The organism is Cellulomonas sp. KRMCY2 (assembly GCF_000526515.1).
In the GTDB taxonomy this organism is placed as follows: Bacteria; Actinomycetota; Actinomycetes; order Actinomycetales; family Cellulomonadaceae; genus Actinotalea.
Map to the genome: position 1 here is coordinate 2,157,117 of NZ_JAGF01000001.1, position 13,439 is coordinate 2,170,555.

The following is a 13,439-nucleotide window of genomic DNA, read 5'->3' on the forward strand; positions in this document are numbered from 1 at the left end:
TGGCGCAGATGGGCGGGTCAGGCCCCCTGATCGGGGTCGTACCCGAGGGCCGGCGCGAGCCAGTGCTCTGCCTCGACCAGGGTCCACCCCTTGCGCTCGGCGTAGTCGACGACCTGGTCGCGGCCGATCTTGCCGACGGCGAAGTAGCGCGCGTCCGGGTGGGCGAGGAAGAGCCCGGAGACGGCCGACGTGGGTGTCATGGCGAACGACTCGGTGAGCTCGATGCCGATCTCGTCGGGCTCGAGCAGCGACCAGAGCGTCGTCTTCTCGGTGTGGTCCGGCTGGGCCGGGTACCCGGGTGCGGGCCGGATGCCGGCGTACCGCTCCTTGATGAGGTCGGTGTTCTCGAGCGCCTCGTCGGGTGCGTACCCCCACAGGTCGACGCGCACCTCGCGGTGGAGCCACTCGGCGAAGGCCTCGGCGAGCCGGTCGGCGACGGCCTTGATCATGATCGCCGTGTAGTCGTCGACTGCGGCCTCGGCGACCGTGGCGATCTCCTGCGCCCCATGGATGGCGACGGCGAACGCGCCCACGTGGTCGCCGGCGAGGCCGACGTAGTCCGCCAGCGCCGTGTAGTCGCCGTCGCGCTCGCGCTGCTGGCGCAGGGTGTGCAGGACGGCGAGCGGCTCGCCGGGCGTGCCCGCGGGCGGCAGGTGGTCGGCGTAGAGCTCCACGTCGTCACCCACCCGGCGGGCCGGCCAGATGCCGACGACGCCGCGGGCCGTCAGCAGCCCCTCGGCGACGACCCGGTCCAGGAGCGCGCGGGCGTCGTCGTACACGGAGCGCGCGTGCTCGCCCTGGCGGGGGTCGTCGAGGATCTTCGGGAACGTGCCGCGCAGCTCCCACGCGGAGAAGAACGGGGTCCAGTCGATCAGCTCGACGAGGTCCGCGACCGATGGCTCGACCACCCGGCGTCCCGGGTTGCGGGGCGCGGGCGGCGTCGGGGCGGGCAGCCGGGTCGCGCGCTTGCGGGCCAGCTCGAGCGGGACGAGGGCGTGGTCCTTGTCGCGATGCCTGGCGCGCACCTCGTCGTACTCGGCGGTGATGCGGGCCGCGAGCTCCTCGGGCCGGGCGAGCAGGTCGGCGACGACGCCGACCGCGCGGCTCGCGTCGACGCTGTGGACGACGGTGTGCGCGTAGGCGGGGTCGATCTTGACGGCCGTGTGCGCCTTGCTCGTCGTCGCGCCACCGACCATGAGCGGTGTCGTGAGGCCCCGGCGGGACATCTCGGCTGCGAGGGAGACCATCTCGTGCAGGCTCGGCGTGATGAGCCCCGAGACGCCGATGATGTCCGCGTCGAGCTCGGCGGCTGCCGCGAGGATGCGCTCGGCCGGGACCATGACGCCGAGGTCGTGGACGACGTAGCCGTTGCAGGCGAGGACGACCCCGACGATGTTCTTGCCGATGTCGTGGACGTCGCCCTTCACGGTCGCCATGACGATCGTGCCCTTGCCGCGCCTGCCGATCTCGCCCGCCGCCTCGCGCTCGGCCTTCTCGGCCTCGAGGTACGGGGTGAGGTGGCCGACCGCCGTCTTCATGACGCGCGCGGACTTGACCACCTGCGGGAGGAACATCTTCCCCGCTCCGAACAGGTCGCCCACGATGTCCATGCCCGACATCAGCGGGCCCTCTATCACGGCCAGGGGCGAGCCGAGCTCGAGGTAGGACTCCTCGGCGTCGGCCACGACGTGCTCGACGAGGCCGTGGACGAGCGCGTGGCTCAGGCGCTCGCCGACCGGCAGGGACCGCCAGGCCTGCTCGGCGACGGCGTCCTTGGTGACGCCCTTGTAGGACTCGGCGAGCGCGATGAGGCGCTCCGTCGCATCGGGGCGGCGCGCGAGGATGACGTCCTCGACGGCCGCACGCAGCTCGGGGTCGAGGTCGGTGTCGACAGTGAGCATCCCGGCGTTGACGATGCCCATGTCGAGGCCGGCCGCGATCGCGTGCGAGAGGAAGACCGCGTGCATGGCCTCGCGGACGTGGTTGTTGCCCCGGAAGGAGAACGAGACGTTGCTGATCCCGCCGCTCGTCAGCGCCCCGGGCAGGTTCGCCTTGATCCAGCGCACCGCCTCGATGAAGTCGAGGGCGTAGCGGTCGTGCTCACTCATGCCGGTCGCGACAGTCAGCACGTTGGGGTCGAAGATGATGTCGTGCGGCGCGTAGCCCGCATCCTCGGTCAGGAGCCGGTAGGCGCGCCCGCAGACCTCCTTGCGGCGCTCGAGCGTGTCGGCCTGCCCGTCCTCGTCGAAGGCCATGACGACGACGGCGGCGCCGTAGCGGTGCACCCGGCGGGCCCGCTGGAGGAAGGCGGCCTCGCCGTCCTTGAGCGAGATCGAGTTGACGACCGCCTTGCCCTGGACCCGCTTGAGACCGGCCTCGATGACGTTCCAGTCGGAGGAGTCGATCATCACGGGGACCCGGGCGATCTCGGGCTCGACCGCGAGGAGGTTGAGGAAGCGGCTCATCGTCTCGGGCCCGTCGAGCATGCCCTCGTCGACGTTCACGTCGACGATCTGGGCGCCGCCGACCACCTGCTGCTCGGCGATCGCGACTGCGGCGGCGTCGTCGCCCGCGCGGACCGCCGCGGCGAAGCGCGGGCTGCCCGTGACGTTGGTGCGTTCACCGACGTTGACGAAGTTGGTCTCGGGGGTGACGACGAACGGCTCGAGGCCCGAGAGTCGCAGGTACGGCGACGGTGCCCCGGGAGTGCGCGGCGGGATGCCGGCGACCGCCTCGGCGATGGCCCGGATGTGCGCGGGCGACGTGCCGCAGCAGCCGCCGACGATGTTGAGGAGGCCCTGGCGGGCGAAGTCGCCCAGCACGGCGGCCATCTGCTCGGGCGTCTCGTCGTACCCGCCGAAGGCATTGGGCAGCCCGGCGTTCGGGTGCGTCGAGATGAGTGCGGTGGTGCTCTCGGCGAGCTCGCGCAGGTGCGGGCGCAGCAGCTCGGGGCCGAGGGCGCAGTTGAGGCCGACCGACAGGAGGTCGGCGTGCTCGGTGCTGATCGCGAACGCCTCGGGTGTCTGCCCGGACAGGGTCCGCCCGCTCTGGTCCGTGATCGTGCCCGAGAGCATGATCGGGAGGCGGCGGCCGGTCGCGGCGAAGGCCTCCTCGCAGGCGAAGAGCGCCGCCTTGGCGTTGAGGGTGTCGAAGACGGTCTCGACGAGCAGGAGGTCCGCGCCGCCGCTGATCAGGGAGACGATCTGCTCGGTGTACGCCTCGGCCAGCTGGTCGAACGTGATGTTGCGGAAGCCGGGGCGCTCGACGTCGGGGGAGAGCGACGCGGTGCGGTTGGTGGGCCCGACGGCGCCCGCGACCCAGCGTGGCCGGCCGTCGCGGGCCTCGGCCTCGTCGGCGACCGTGCGGGCGATCCGGGCGGCCGACTCGTTCATCGCGGCGACGAGACGCTCGGTGCCGTAGTCCGCCTGGGAGATCGCGTTGGCGTTGAACGTGTTCGTGCTCGCGATGTCGGCGCCCGCGGCGAAGTACTGCTCGTGGATGTGGGCGACGAGGTCGGGCCGGGTCAGCTGCAGCAGGTCGAAGTTGCCGCGGTAGGAGCGCTCGGGGTCCGCGCCGTCGAAGCGGAAGTCGTCCTCGCGCAGCTCGGCACGCTGGAACATCGTGCCCCAGGCGCCGTCGAGGACGAGGATGCGCTCGCGCGCACGGTCGGTGATGTCCTGCGTCGTGCTCACGATCGTCACCTCGTCCTGACCCAGGGTGTGCCCGGCGAGCCCGGCGACCTGCGCGGAGCCGCTCGGGCCGGTGCCGCCGAGTCGAGTATCTCGTGCCGAGCGCGTGGTCGTCGGATCGTCCAGCATCCGGTGCCCGGAGCGCGCCGTGTCTGCGGTGACGGGATGTCTGCGGTGACGGGATGCGGCTACCGCGCTCGCGAGACGTCGGCGCCGCGCAGCGCGAGGTCGTGGCCGTCGTGACCGATCGGGCCGCAGAGCCAGGGGACCAGGGTCGTCGGGCAGCGGCGGACCTGCGCGGCGGTCCCGATGCCCGCATCGGTCAGGGCGGCCGCGAACGTCCGGTCGGGCAGCAGGTGCTGCTGGGCGTAGGCGGCGGCGAACCTGCCGTCGTGCGCGACAGTCGTGGCGCACACGGAGCGTTCGGCATCCGCGAGGAGCTGCGCCTCGCGTCGGTCCAGGCGCTGCTCGGCACGTCGGCGACGTCGGCGGAGGTCGAGCGAGCGAACCGGGAGGACGAAGACGACGACGAGACCTGCGATCACGACGGCCCAGGTGATCGCGACCGGCAGCACCGGGAGGGACGCGGTGTCCGCCGATCCCAGGAGGCCCGCTGCGTCGTCGGTCAGGTTGGCGACGAGCACCATGCCGGTGACCGCGCCGAGGATGCCGGCCAGGCCGTACAGGCCCGTGTTGGGCTTCAGGGCGTCGTCGGCGGCCCGGACGGTCCGGCTGATCGCTGCTGCGGGCCGAGCTCAGCCTCGTGGGCCGGGTCGCCGGGCACCGCCAGCGGACGCCACAGCCTCATCGCGAGGTCGGGCTCGTCGGCGGCGTCGGCAGCGACGGCCAGGGCGCGCCACGGCAGCACGGCAGGTTCCGTCCAGGTCGTCACGTATCGGATGATCGGCACGTCCTGGCCGCGCCGTGAACCGCCCGGTCGCCCGGCGGCCCCGGCTCTCAGCGCAGGGCCGGGATGACCTCACGCTCGAAGAGCTCGATGCCGGAACGGTCGTAGGCGGCCTCGGCGAAGTAGGTGATCGCGTACGTCATGCCGAGACCACGCAGCTCGGTGAGCGTGGCGACGATCTGCTCCGGGGTGCCGACGAGCGGTCCGTTGCGGAACTCCGCGACTGTCGCGTCGGCCTTCGCGGGCACCGTGGCACGGTAGTGGTCGCCGATCCACGCGAGGCGGGCATCGACCTCCGCCTGGTCGCGCCCGATGACCACGTTGTAGTTGGCCGAACGGGTGATCTCGCCGAAGTCACGGCCCTGCTCGCGGCAGTGGCCCTCGAGCACCGCGGACTTGTGCGCGAAGCCGGCCGGCGACCCGTCGAAGTTCGTGTACTGCGCGTACTGGGCCGCGATCCGCAGGGTCTTCTTCTCGCCACCGCCGGCGATCCAGAACGGGATGCCGCCGGCCTGCAACGGCTGGGGGTGCACGCGGGCGCCCGAGACCTGGTAGTGGCTGCCGTCCAGCGTGGCCTCGCCGGTCTCCCAGGCCTGCTTCATGATCTGCACACCCTCGTCGAGGGCGGCGATCCGGGCGCCGGCACCGGGGAAGCCGTAGCCGTAGGCCCGCCACTCGTGCTCGTACCAGCCGGCGCCGATGCCCATCTCGACGCGCCCGCCACTGATCACGTCGATCGTCGCGGCGACCTTGGCCAGGTACGCGGGGTTGCGGTAGGCCATGCAGGTGCACATCTGGCCCAGTCGGACCCGGGAGGTCGTGGCGGCGAAGGCGGCCATCAGGGTCCACGCCTCGTGCGTCGCCTCGGTCGTCGGCTCCGGGACGGTGTGGAAGTGGTCGTAGACCCACACCGACTCGAAGGAGTCGCCGGCGTCGGCGTGCTGGACCAGGTCGTTCATCGTCGACCACTGGTCCGCGGGCGCGATGCCGGTCAGGTCGAGCCGCCAGCCTTGAGGGATGAAGAGTCCGAAGCGCATGATCCCAACCTATCCCGAGAGCGCCGTCAAATCGATTCGAGCCGCAAGGATGGGCAGATGATCGAGGCCTTCACCGCGCAGGACGTCCGGGCCGCCGAGGAGCCGCTGCTGGCGACCGAGCGGGGATTCTCCGGCGGGCTCATGGACCACGCCGCGATGGCTGTCGAGCTCACCGTCCGACGTGAGCTGCGCCAGGGAACGGGCCGGGTGTCCGGCCGGACGGTCGTGGGCCTCATCGGGCCCGGCAACAACGGTGGGGACACCCTGCACGCGTTGGCACGCCTGACGCGCCACGGGGTGCGGACCGTCGCGGTGACGACCTCGGCCGCGGTGCACGACGGCGGCCTGGCGGCGCTCCGGGCGGCGGGTGGCGTCGTGCTCGGCATCGTGCCGGGCGCCGCCGGCGAGCAGGTCTGGCTCGGTGAGGCGCTGGCCGAGGCGTTCGCGGCGGACGTCGTGCTCGACGGCCTGCTCGGGATCGGCGGGCACGGCGGGCTGCGCGGGACGGCAGCCGAGCTCGTCACGCTGCTCGACGAGCTGCTCGCCGGGCAGGGTGACGACGCGGCCGGCGGCGGCACCGGGCGAGGAGGGCCGCTCGTCGTCGCGGTGGACGTGCCGAGCGGGATCGGGGTCGACGACGGGACGCTGCCGGGGCCGGTGCTGCGGGCCGACCTCACCGTGACGTTCGGCGTGCCGAAGGCGGGGCTGCTGCTGCCACCCGCCGCGCAGCTGATCGGCGGGCTCGAGGTGGTGGACCTGGGCCTCGCGCCGGTCCTCTCCTCGCTCGGTCGACGCGCGTCGGTCTCCCGGCTCGGCGACAGCGACGTCCGCGCCCTGTGGCCGGTGCCAGGAGCGTCCGCCCACAAGTACACCCGCGGCGTCGTGGGTGTCGTCGCCGGCTCGGCGGCGTACCCGGGGGCCGGCGTGCTGACCGTCGCCGGCGCGCTCGCCGCCGGAGCCGGGATGGTCCGCTACCTCGGTCCGGAGGCCGTGCGCGACGCCGTGCTCGCAGCGCACCCCGAGGCCGTCACCGGTGGCGGTCGGGTGCAGGCCTGGGTGATCGGGCCCGGCCTCGGCGACGACGACGAGCAGTCCGGCCGGGCCCGGGAGGCGCTCGCGCACGCTCCGGGCCAGGGGATCGCCGTCGTCGTCGACGCCGGAGCGCTCGACCTGCTGCCCGAGCGGGTCGGCCCGCGCACCGTGCTGACACCGCACGCCGGTGAGCTGGCCCGGCTGCTGACCGCCCGGGGCATCGACGTCAGCCGTGAGCAGGTGCAGGCCGAGCCGCTGCGCTGGGTCCGTGAGGCCCAGCACCGCACGGGTGCGAGCGTGCTGCTCAAGGGTTCGACGACGGTCGTGGCCGGGCCGGCCGGGTTCTTCGCGCAGCGTGAGGCGCCGTCGTGGCTCGCGACGGCGGGTGCCGGCGACGTCCTGGCGGGGATGCTCGGTGCGGCGCTCGCCGGCCGGGCGGCCGAGGTGCGCGCCGACGCGACGGTCGTCGCGCGGCTGGCCGCTGCGACGGCCCTGGTGCACGGTCGGGCGGCCCGCGCGGCGAACCCGGCAGGCCCGGTCACAGCCTCGGCCGTCGCGGCCGCCGTCCCGCAGACCATCGCCCGGCTGCTCGCCCCCGGGCTGGCGGGCGGCACCCGGGGTGCACGTCCGCGCCCGCACCGGGCGGTCCGCCGCGTCGTGACCCAGTGAGTGGTCAGCCGTCCGCGCCGCCGCCCCACATGATGATCGGCATCGGGGCCGGGCTCGAGCGCGCCGAGCGGCTCGCCGCCGCCGGCGGGCGTCGCATCCTGGGGATCACGGGGGCACCCGGGGCCGGCAAGTCGACGCTCGCCGCTGCCGTCGTGGCGACCGTCGGGCCGCGCGCGGTCCTGGTCCCGATGGACGGCTTCCACCTGGCCCAGGCGGAGCTCGTGCGGCTGGGACGCGCCGATCGCAAGGGTGCCCCGGACACCTTCGACGCCGCAGGCTTCGTCGTGCTCCTCGAACGGCTGCGGGCGCCCGACGGCGCCGTGCCGAACGACCGCGCCGTGCCGTCGGACGCCGTCGTCTACGCACCGCACTTCGACCGGATGCTCGAGGAGCCCGTCGCCGGGTCGATCGCGGTCGGGCCGGACGTGCCCCTGGTCGTCGTCGAGGGCAACTACCTGCTGCACGACGACGGCCGGTGGGCATCCGTCGCGGCGCTGCTCGACGAGTGCTGGTACGTCGAGGTCGACGACGACCTACGGATCGAGCGCCTGATCGCCAGGCACGTTGCCTTCGGCAAGGAGCCGGCTGCCGCCCGGGCCTGGGTGCTCGGTGGGGACGAGCGCAACGCCCGGCTGATCGCCCGCACCCGGAACCGGACGACTGTCGTCGTCCGGCCCGCCGGGACGGACTGACCCGCGGCGCTGTCGACCGGGTGGGAGACTTGCCACCGTGAGTGCCTACCCAGCCCGCGCCGTCATCGACCTCGATGCCATCCGCGGCAACGCGGCTGAGCTCGCCGCGCGCGCCGCACCGGCGGCCGTGATGGCTGTGGTGAAGGCGGACGGGTACGGCCACGGCCTGGTGCCGAGCGCGCGCGCCGCCCTGGCCGGAGGGGCGACCTGGCTCGGCGTCGCCCAGCTCGAGGAGGCGTTGGCGCTGCGGTCCGCCGGCATCGATGCGCCCATCCTGACCTGGCTCTACGCCCCCGGTGCGCCCCTCGACCAGGTCGTGGCTGCCGGGATCGACGTCTCGGTCGCCGCCGGATGGGCCCTGCTGGAGGTGCTCGACGCCGCCCGCGCCGTGGGCCGCACGGCACGCATCCACATCAAGGTCGACACCGGCCTCGGGCGCAGCGGCGTCATGCCGCGCGAGCTCGGTCCGCTGCTCGACGCCGCCCTCGGCGCGCAGGCCGAGGGCCTGTGCTCGGTCGTCGGCGTGTGGTCCCACCTGGCGTGGGCGGACGCCCCCGACCACCCGACGGTGCTCGGTCAGATCGGCGTCTTCGACGAGGCCGTCGCGCTCGCCGAGCGCAAGGGCGCGCGGCTCGAGGTGCGCCACCTGGCGAACTCCGCGGCGACGCTGACCAACCCGTCGATGCGGTACGACCTGGTGCGTCCGGGCCTGGCGGTCTTCGGACTCTCGCCGGTCCCGCAGATCGGCGGACCGGCCGCCTTCGGCCTGACCCCCGCGATGCGGCTCGAGGCAGATCTCGCCGTGGTCAAGTCGGTGGAGGCAGGTCAGGGCGTGTCCTACGCGCACGTCTACACCACCCCGGCCGCCACCGTGCTCGGCGTCGTCCCGATCGGGTACGCCGACGGGGTGCCACGCCACGCATCGGGTACGGCCGACCGCTGGGGCGGTCCCGTCCAGGTCGGCGGACGTCGCCTGGGTGTCGCCGGCCGGGTGTGCATGGACCAGTTCGTGCTCGACCTCGGGCACGAGGCCGACGAGGTCGCCGGGGACCGGGTCGTGCTCTTCGGATCCGGCGCCGACGGCGAGCCGACGGCCGAGGACTGGGCGCAGGCGGCCGGGACGATCTCCTACGAGATCGTGACGAGGATCGGGTCCCGCGTGCCGCGCGTGTACGTCGGTTCCGCCGGTGACCGCCCCGTGACTGCCCGGTGAGCCCCCGGTGACCGGGCAGGACGACCTCGTCCGGGTCGTGCACGTCGAGCTCGCCGACGCCGAGGCGACCAGGGCCTACGGGCGGGCCCTCGCGGGTGTGCTGCGGGCCGGCGACCTCGTCGTGCTCACCGGTGCCCTGGGCGCCGGCAAGACGACCCTGACCCAGGGGATCGGCGTCGGCCTCGGCGTGCGCGGGCAGGTCGCGTCGCCGACGTTCATCATCGCGAGGGTGCACCCGTCCCTCGTCGGCGGGCCCTCGCTGGTGCACGTCGACGCCTACCGGCTGGGGTCGCTCGAGGAGCTCGACGCCCTCGACCTGGATGCCGGCCTCGAGGAGTCCGTGACGGTCGTCGAGTGGGGCGAGGGGCTGGCCGAGGTGCTCTCGTCCGACCGCCTCGAGGTGACCATCGACCGGCCGCACGGTGCCGGTGACGTCACCGGTGATCCCGGCGCGGCCGCAGCGCTCGACGCCGTGCTCGATGCCGAGGCCGGTCTGCGCAAGGTCACGGTGCGCGCCCGGGGCCTGCGGTGGTGCGACGTGCCCCTGCCCGGCTGAGAACCGTCGGACCGACGCGGTGCCCGGGTCCGGCCGTCCCGGTCCCTGGGCGTGCGGGACGGCGGCTCGTCGGGCAGCAACTCGCGGGACGGCGGCTCGCGGGATGGAAGGATGACCAGGTGCCTGTGCTCGCTCTCGACACCTCAGCCGACGTCGCCGTCGCGCTGCTCGCCGACGCCCCTGACGGCCCAGAAGGTCCGGCCGGCCCGGATGGCGCCGCCGCGAGCCTCGCGGTTCCGGTCGCGGGGCGGCTCCTGGCCGAGCGCCGGGTGACCGAGCAGCGTCGGCACGCCGAGCTGCTCGCCCCGATGATCGTCGAGGTGCTCACCGAGGCGGGGCTCGACCGGCGCGAGCTGTCCGCCGTCGTGGTCGGCACCGGACCTGCTCCGTTCACGGGCCTGCGTGCCGGCCTGGTCACCGCGCGCACGCTCGCCTTCGCGCTCGGCATCCCGGTCCACGGCGTGTGCAGCCTCGACGCCCTGGCGGCAGCAGCCTTCGACGCCGGGCTGGCGCCGGACCGGGACGTGCTCGTGGTCACGGACGCGCGGCGGCGTGAGGTCTACGCCGCGCGCTACCGGCGGCGTGCGGTGGGTCGACGCGGGCCCGGCGACGCCGCCGACGGGGATCGCCGGTCGGACGTCGACGAGGACCGTGAGCAGGACGTCGACGAGGACGTCGAGCAGGACGTCGAGCTCGTCAGCGGACCTGGCGTCTGGTTCCCGGCGGCCCTCGCGCTGGACGGGGACCTCCCGGGCGTCGTCGTCGTCGGCCCGGGCGCTGCCCTCTATCCCGAGCACCTGACCGCCGCCGCGGGCGCACCGGTCACCGTCGCGCCCGCGACGCTGGCGCGTCTGGCCCGCGTCCGGCTCGCGCGGGGTGCGGAGCTGCCGACCGAGCCGCTGTACCTGCGGCGGCCGGACGTGACACCGGCGGCCGGCCGCAAGCGGGCCACCGGATGAGCGGTGCGGATGGCGTCGTCCGACCGATCAGCCCGGCCGACGTGCCGCGACTGGTCGACCTCGAGCGCGTGCTGTTCGGACCGTCGGCGTGGAACGAGGCGATGATCCGCGAGGAGCTCGACGCACCGGGCCGGTGGTACGTCGGCATCGACGGCGACGAGCCTGAGGCCGTGCCGGTGCGCGGCGCGCCCGTTGCTGCGTCGCGCCTCGTCGCCTACGCCGGGTTGTGGTTCGACGGCGACGTCAGCCAGGTGATGACGATCGGGGTTGTGCCAGGAGCCCAGCGCCGGGGGCTGGGCGCACGGCTGCTCCAGGCGCTCGTCGACCGGTCCCGCGAGCTGGGCGCCGACGCCGTGCTGCTCGAGGTGCGCGTGGACAACGACGCGGCCGTCGCGCTCTACACGGGCCTGGGCTTCAGGGTGCTCGGCCGGCGCAAGCGGTACTACCAGCCGGAGGACGTCGACGCCTGGACGATGCGCCTCCTGCTCCGACCGGCTGCTCGTCCCTGACCGATCGCTCGTCCCTGACCGACCGCTCGTCGCCGGCCGACCGCTCGTCCGCGCGTGCGGCGCCGGACGGGACGTTGCGCGCCTACCCTGGGAGCCATGCCTGACGCCGCCCTCGTCCTGGGGATCGAGACCTCCTGCGACGAGACCGGCGTCGCTCTGGTCCGGCTCACGGAGGCGGGCAGCGAGCTGCTGGTCGACGTCGTCGCGAGCTCCATGGACGAGCACGCGAGGTTCGGCGGGATCGTCCCGGAGATCGCCTCGCGAGCCCACCTCGAGGCCATGGTGCCGACGCTCCGCCGAGCGCTCGAGCAGGCCGACGTCGAGCTCGGCGAGATCGACGCGATCGCCGTCACCGCCGGTCCGGGACTGGTCGGCCCGCTCACCGTCGGTGCCGCTGCGGCCAAGGCGCTCGCCGTCGGCCTCGGCCGACCGCTCTACGGTGTCAACCACGTGATCGGCCACGCCGCGGTCGACGAGCTCGTGCACGGACCCTTCCCCGAGCGTGTGATGGCCCTGGTCGTCTCGGGTGGCCACTCGTCCCTCCTCCTGGTCGACGACATCGTCACCGGGGTCACCGAGCTGGGCCACACGCTCGACGACGCGGCGGGGGAGGCGTTCGACAAGGTCGGCCGGCTGCTCGGGCTGCCCTATCCCGGCGGCCCGCACATCGACCGGCTGGCCCGGGAGGGCGATCCGGCGGCGATCCGCTTCCCGCGGGGTCTCACCGCGGCCAAGGACCAGGTCGACCACGCCTACGACTTCTCGTTCTCCGGCCTCAAGACGGCTGTCGCCCGCTGGGTGGAGGCCCGTCAGGATGCCGGCGTCGAGATCCCGGTGCGGGACGTCGCGGCATCCTTCGCCGCTGCCGTCGCGGACGTCCTGACGGCCAAGACGATCGCCGCGTGCCACCGGCACGGGGTGTCCACCCTGGTGGTCGGCGGCGGGTTCTCGGCCAACTCCCAGCTGCGCGAGCTCGCGGCGCAGCGCTGCGCCGAGGCCGGGATCACGCTGCGCATCCCGCCGATCCGGTACTGCACCGACAACGGCGCGATGATCGCGGCGCTCGGGGCCGCCGCCGTGCGCCGTGGGCTGCCGCCGTCGGCGCTCGACCTGCCGGTCGACTCGTCCATGCCGCTGACCCAGGTCACCGTCTGAGCGATGCGGGGCTCCGGAGCGGGACGCGGGGCCGGGCGGCGCGACGGGGGTCGTGACGCTGCAGATGTGGTCAGCCGAGCGCGCGCCACAGGCGGGACCCCGTCACGAAGGCGACAGCCGCGACCCCGACGTACAGGGCCGCCCACTGCCACGAGGTGCTGGACCGCACCGAGATCTCCTGGCCGGTGAAGGTGAACGTCGTCTCGGAGCCGAACGGGTAGCGCGTGACGGCACCCCCACCCAGTGCCTCGAGCGTGTCGAGCGTGCCGACCGCGTAGGCGGTGAACAGGTAGATCACCACGGCCACCGCGAGGGCCGCTGCCACGATGCCGGTGGTCCAGCGCGGGAGCCGCCGGCCGAGCTCGGCGATGTACCGCTCGCCGAGGACCATCGGATGACCCAGGTCGGCCAGGGCGGCGGCCATGCCGACGTCCGCCGCAGCGGCGGTGACCTCGGCGCGCAGCTCGCGCCTGATCCGCTTGTACTCCCTGCGCGGGTAGTCCTGCATGGTCCAGCTGAACCGGAAGAGGTAGCGCTCCCGGGCCAGGAGGTCGCGCGGGGACAGGGCCCTGGTGCTCATCGGTGCTCCTCGGGGGTGCTGGTCGTGCCGGCCGGGCTGTGGTCCTGGCCGTGCGGGAGGGCGGCGGCCGGGTGTTGGGCGGCGGGGCTCGCGGTGTCGAGCACACCGGCGACCGTCCGGGCCAGCTGCTCCCAGCCGCGGACGGCAGCGGCCAGGGCGGCCGCCCCGTCCGGCGTCGGGCAGTAGTACTTGCGGGCCGGTCCGGAGGTCGAGGCGACCAGGCGCGAGGAGATGGACGCCTCACGTTCGAGCCGGGTGAGCAGCGGGTAGACCGTGCCGGCGGCGATGTCCGTCAGGCCGGCGGCCTGCAGCCGGGTCACGAGCTCGTAGCCGTAGGACTCGCGCTCGGTCAGGAGGTGGAGCACCAGCATGGGCAGCACGCCCTTGAGGAGCTGCGGGTCCCGCACGTCGTCCGTCACGCTGGAAGGCTATACCCGCTAG

Annotated in this window: 13 protein-coding genes; 7 read left to right on the top strand and 6 right to left on the bottom strand. The window is 74.0% G+C overall.

Going from position 1 to position 13,439, the window contains the following annotated elements:
* Positions 1-17: 17 nt before the first annotated feature.
* The 4 genes from metH to K415_RS0110490 form a co-directional block, all read right to left on the bottom strand.
* Entirely contained in the window at positions 18-3,818 is a 3,801-nt protein-coding gene (metH, locus tag K415_RS0110475; RefSeq protein ID WP_024287003.1) for a methionine synthase, read from the bottom strand.
* Between the two features lie 59 nt (positions 3,819-3,877).
* The gene (locus K415_RS0110480; RefSeq protein WP_024287004.1) at positions 3,878-4,336 is read right to left on the bottom strand and encodes a hypothetical protein; all 459 of its coding nucleotides are present in this window, start codon (positions 4,334-4,336) and stop codon (positions 3,878-3,880) included.
* Positions 4,337-4,389: 53 nt separating this feature from the next.
* Positions 4,390-4,581 carry a hypothetical protein gene (locus K415_RS0110485; protein WP_155859431.1) on the bottom strand — a complete coding sequence of 64 codons (192 nt, stop codon included), beginning with the start codon at positions 4,579-4,581 and terminating at the stop codon, positions 4,390-4,392.
* A 65-nt stretch (positions 4,582-4,646) separates the two neighbouring features.
* Positions 4,647-5,633 (bottom strand): LLM class F420-dependent oxidoreductase, encoded by a 987-nt coding sequence (locus K415_RS0110490; RefSeq protein ID WP_024287006.1) that lies wholly within the window; start codon positions 5,631-5,633, stop codon positions 4,647-4,649.
* A gap of 57 nt (positions 5,634-5,690) precedes the next feature.
* Here K415_RS0110490 and K415_RS0110495 point away from each other — a divergent pair, with 57 nt between their 5' ends.
* The 7 genes from K415_RS0110495 (at position 5,691) to tsaD (ending at position 12,418) form a co-directional block, all read left to right on the top strand.
* A complete protein-coding gene (locus tag K415_RS0110495) occupies positions 5,691-7,334 on the top strand; it encodes a bifunctional ADP-dependent NAD(P)H-hydrate dehydratase/NAD(P)H-hydrate epimerase (protein ID WP_024287007.1) in 1,644 nt (547 codons plus the stop codon).
* A gap of 29 nt (positions 7,335-7,363) precedes the next feature.
* Positions 7,364-8,026: a nucleoside/nucleotide kinase family protein gene (locus K415_RS0110500; protein WP_024287008.1), complete on the top strand. Its 663-nt coding sequence runs from the start codon at positions 7,364-7,366 to the stop codon at positions 8,024-8,026.
* A gap of 37 nt (positions 8,027-8,063) precedes the next feature.
* Complete coding sequence (alr, locus tag K415_RS0110505; RefSeq protein WP_024287009.1) at positions 8,064-9,239, top strand: alanine racemase; 1,176 nt, start codon at positions 8,064-8,066, stop codon at positions 9,237-9,239.
* 7 nt (positions 9,240-9,246) lie between these two features.
* Positions 9,247-9,795, top strand: a complete 549-nt coding sequence (tsaE, locus tag K415_RS0110510) for a tRNA (adenosine(37)-N6)-threonylcarbamoyltransferase complex ATPase subunit type 1 TsaE (RefSeq protein ID WP_029663564.1) — start codon at positions 9,247-9,249, stop codon at positions 9,793-9,795.
* 119 nt (positions 9,796-9,914) lie between these two features.
* Positions 9,915-10,754, top strand: a complete 840-nt coding sequence (gene tsaB / locus K415_RS0110515) for a tRNA (adenosine(37)-N6)-threonylcarbamoyltransferase complex dimerization subunit type 1 TsaB (protein ID WP_024287010.1) — start codon at positions 9,915-9,917, stop codon at positions 10,752-10,754.
* Complete coding sequence (locus tag K415_RS0110520) at positions 10,751-11,263, top strand: GNAT family N-acetyltransferase (RefSeq protein WP_024287011.1); 513 nt, start codon at positions 10,751-10,753, stop codon at positions 11,261-11,263. Before tsaB ends, K415_RS0110520 begins: the two co-directional genes overlap by 4 nt.
* 96 nt (positions 11,264-11,359) lie before the next feature.
* Positions 11,360-12,418 (top strand): tRNA (adenosine(37)-N6)-threonylcarbamoyltransferase complex transferase subunit TsaD, encoded by a 1,059-nt coding sequence (tsaD, locus tag K415_RS0110525; RefSeq protein WP_024287012.1) that lies wholly within the window; start codon positions 11,360-11,362, stop codon positions 12,416-12,418.
* Positions 12,419-12,488: 70 nt separating this feature from the next.
* Here the strand turns inward: tsaD and K415_RS0110530 are convergent, their stop codons facing one another.
* Together K415_RS0110530 and K415_RS0110535 are read right to left on the bottom strand one after the other, a co-directional pair.
* Positions 12,489-12,998, bottom strand: coding sequence for a hypothetical protein (locus K415_RS0110530; protein ID WP_024287013.1), 510 nt, complete (start codon positions 12,996-12,998; stop codon positions 12,489-12,491).
* A complete protein-coding gene (locus K415_RS0110535; protein WP_029663566.1) occupies positions 12,995-13,417 on the bottom strand; it encodes a PadR family transcriptional regulator in 423 nt (140 codons plus the stop codon). The genes K415_RS0110530 and K415_RS0110535 overlap by 4 nt, the downstream gene beginning before the upstream one ends.
* Positions 13,418-13,439: the final 22 nt, after the last annotated feature.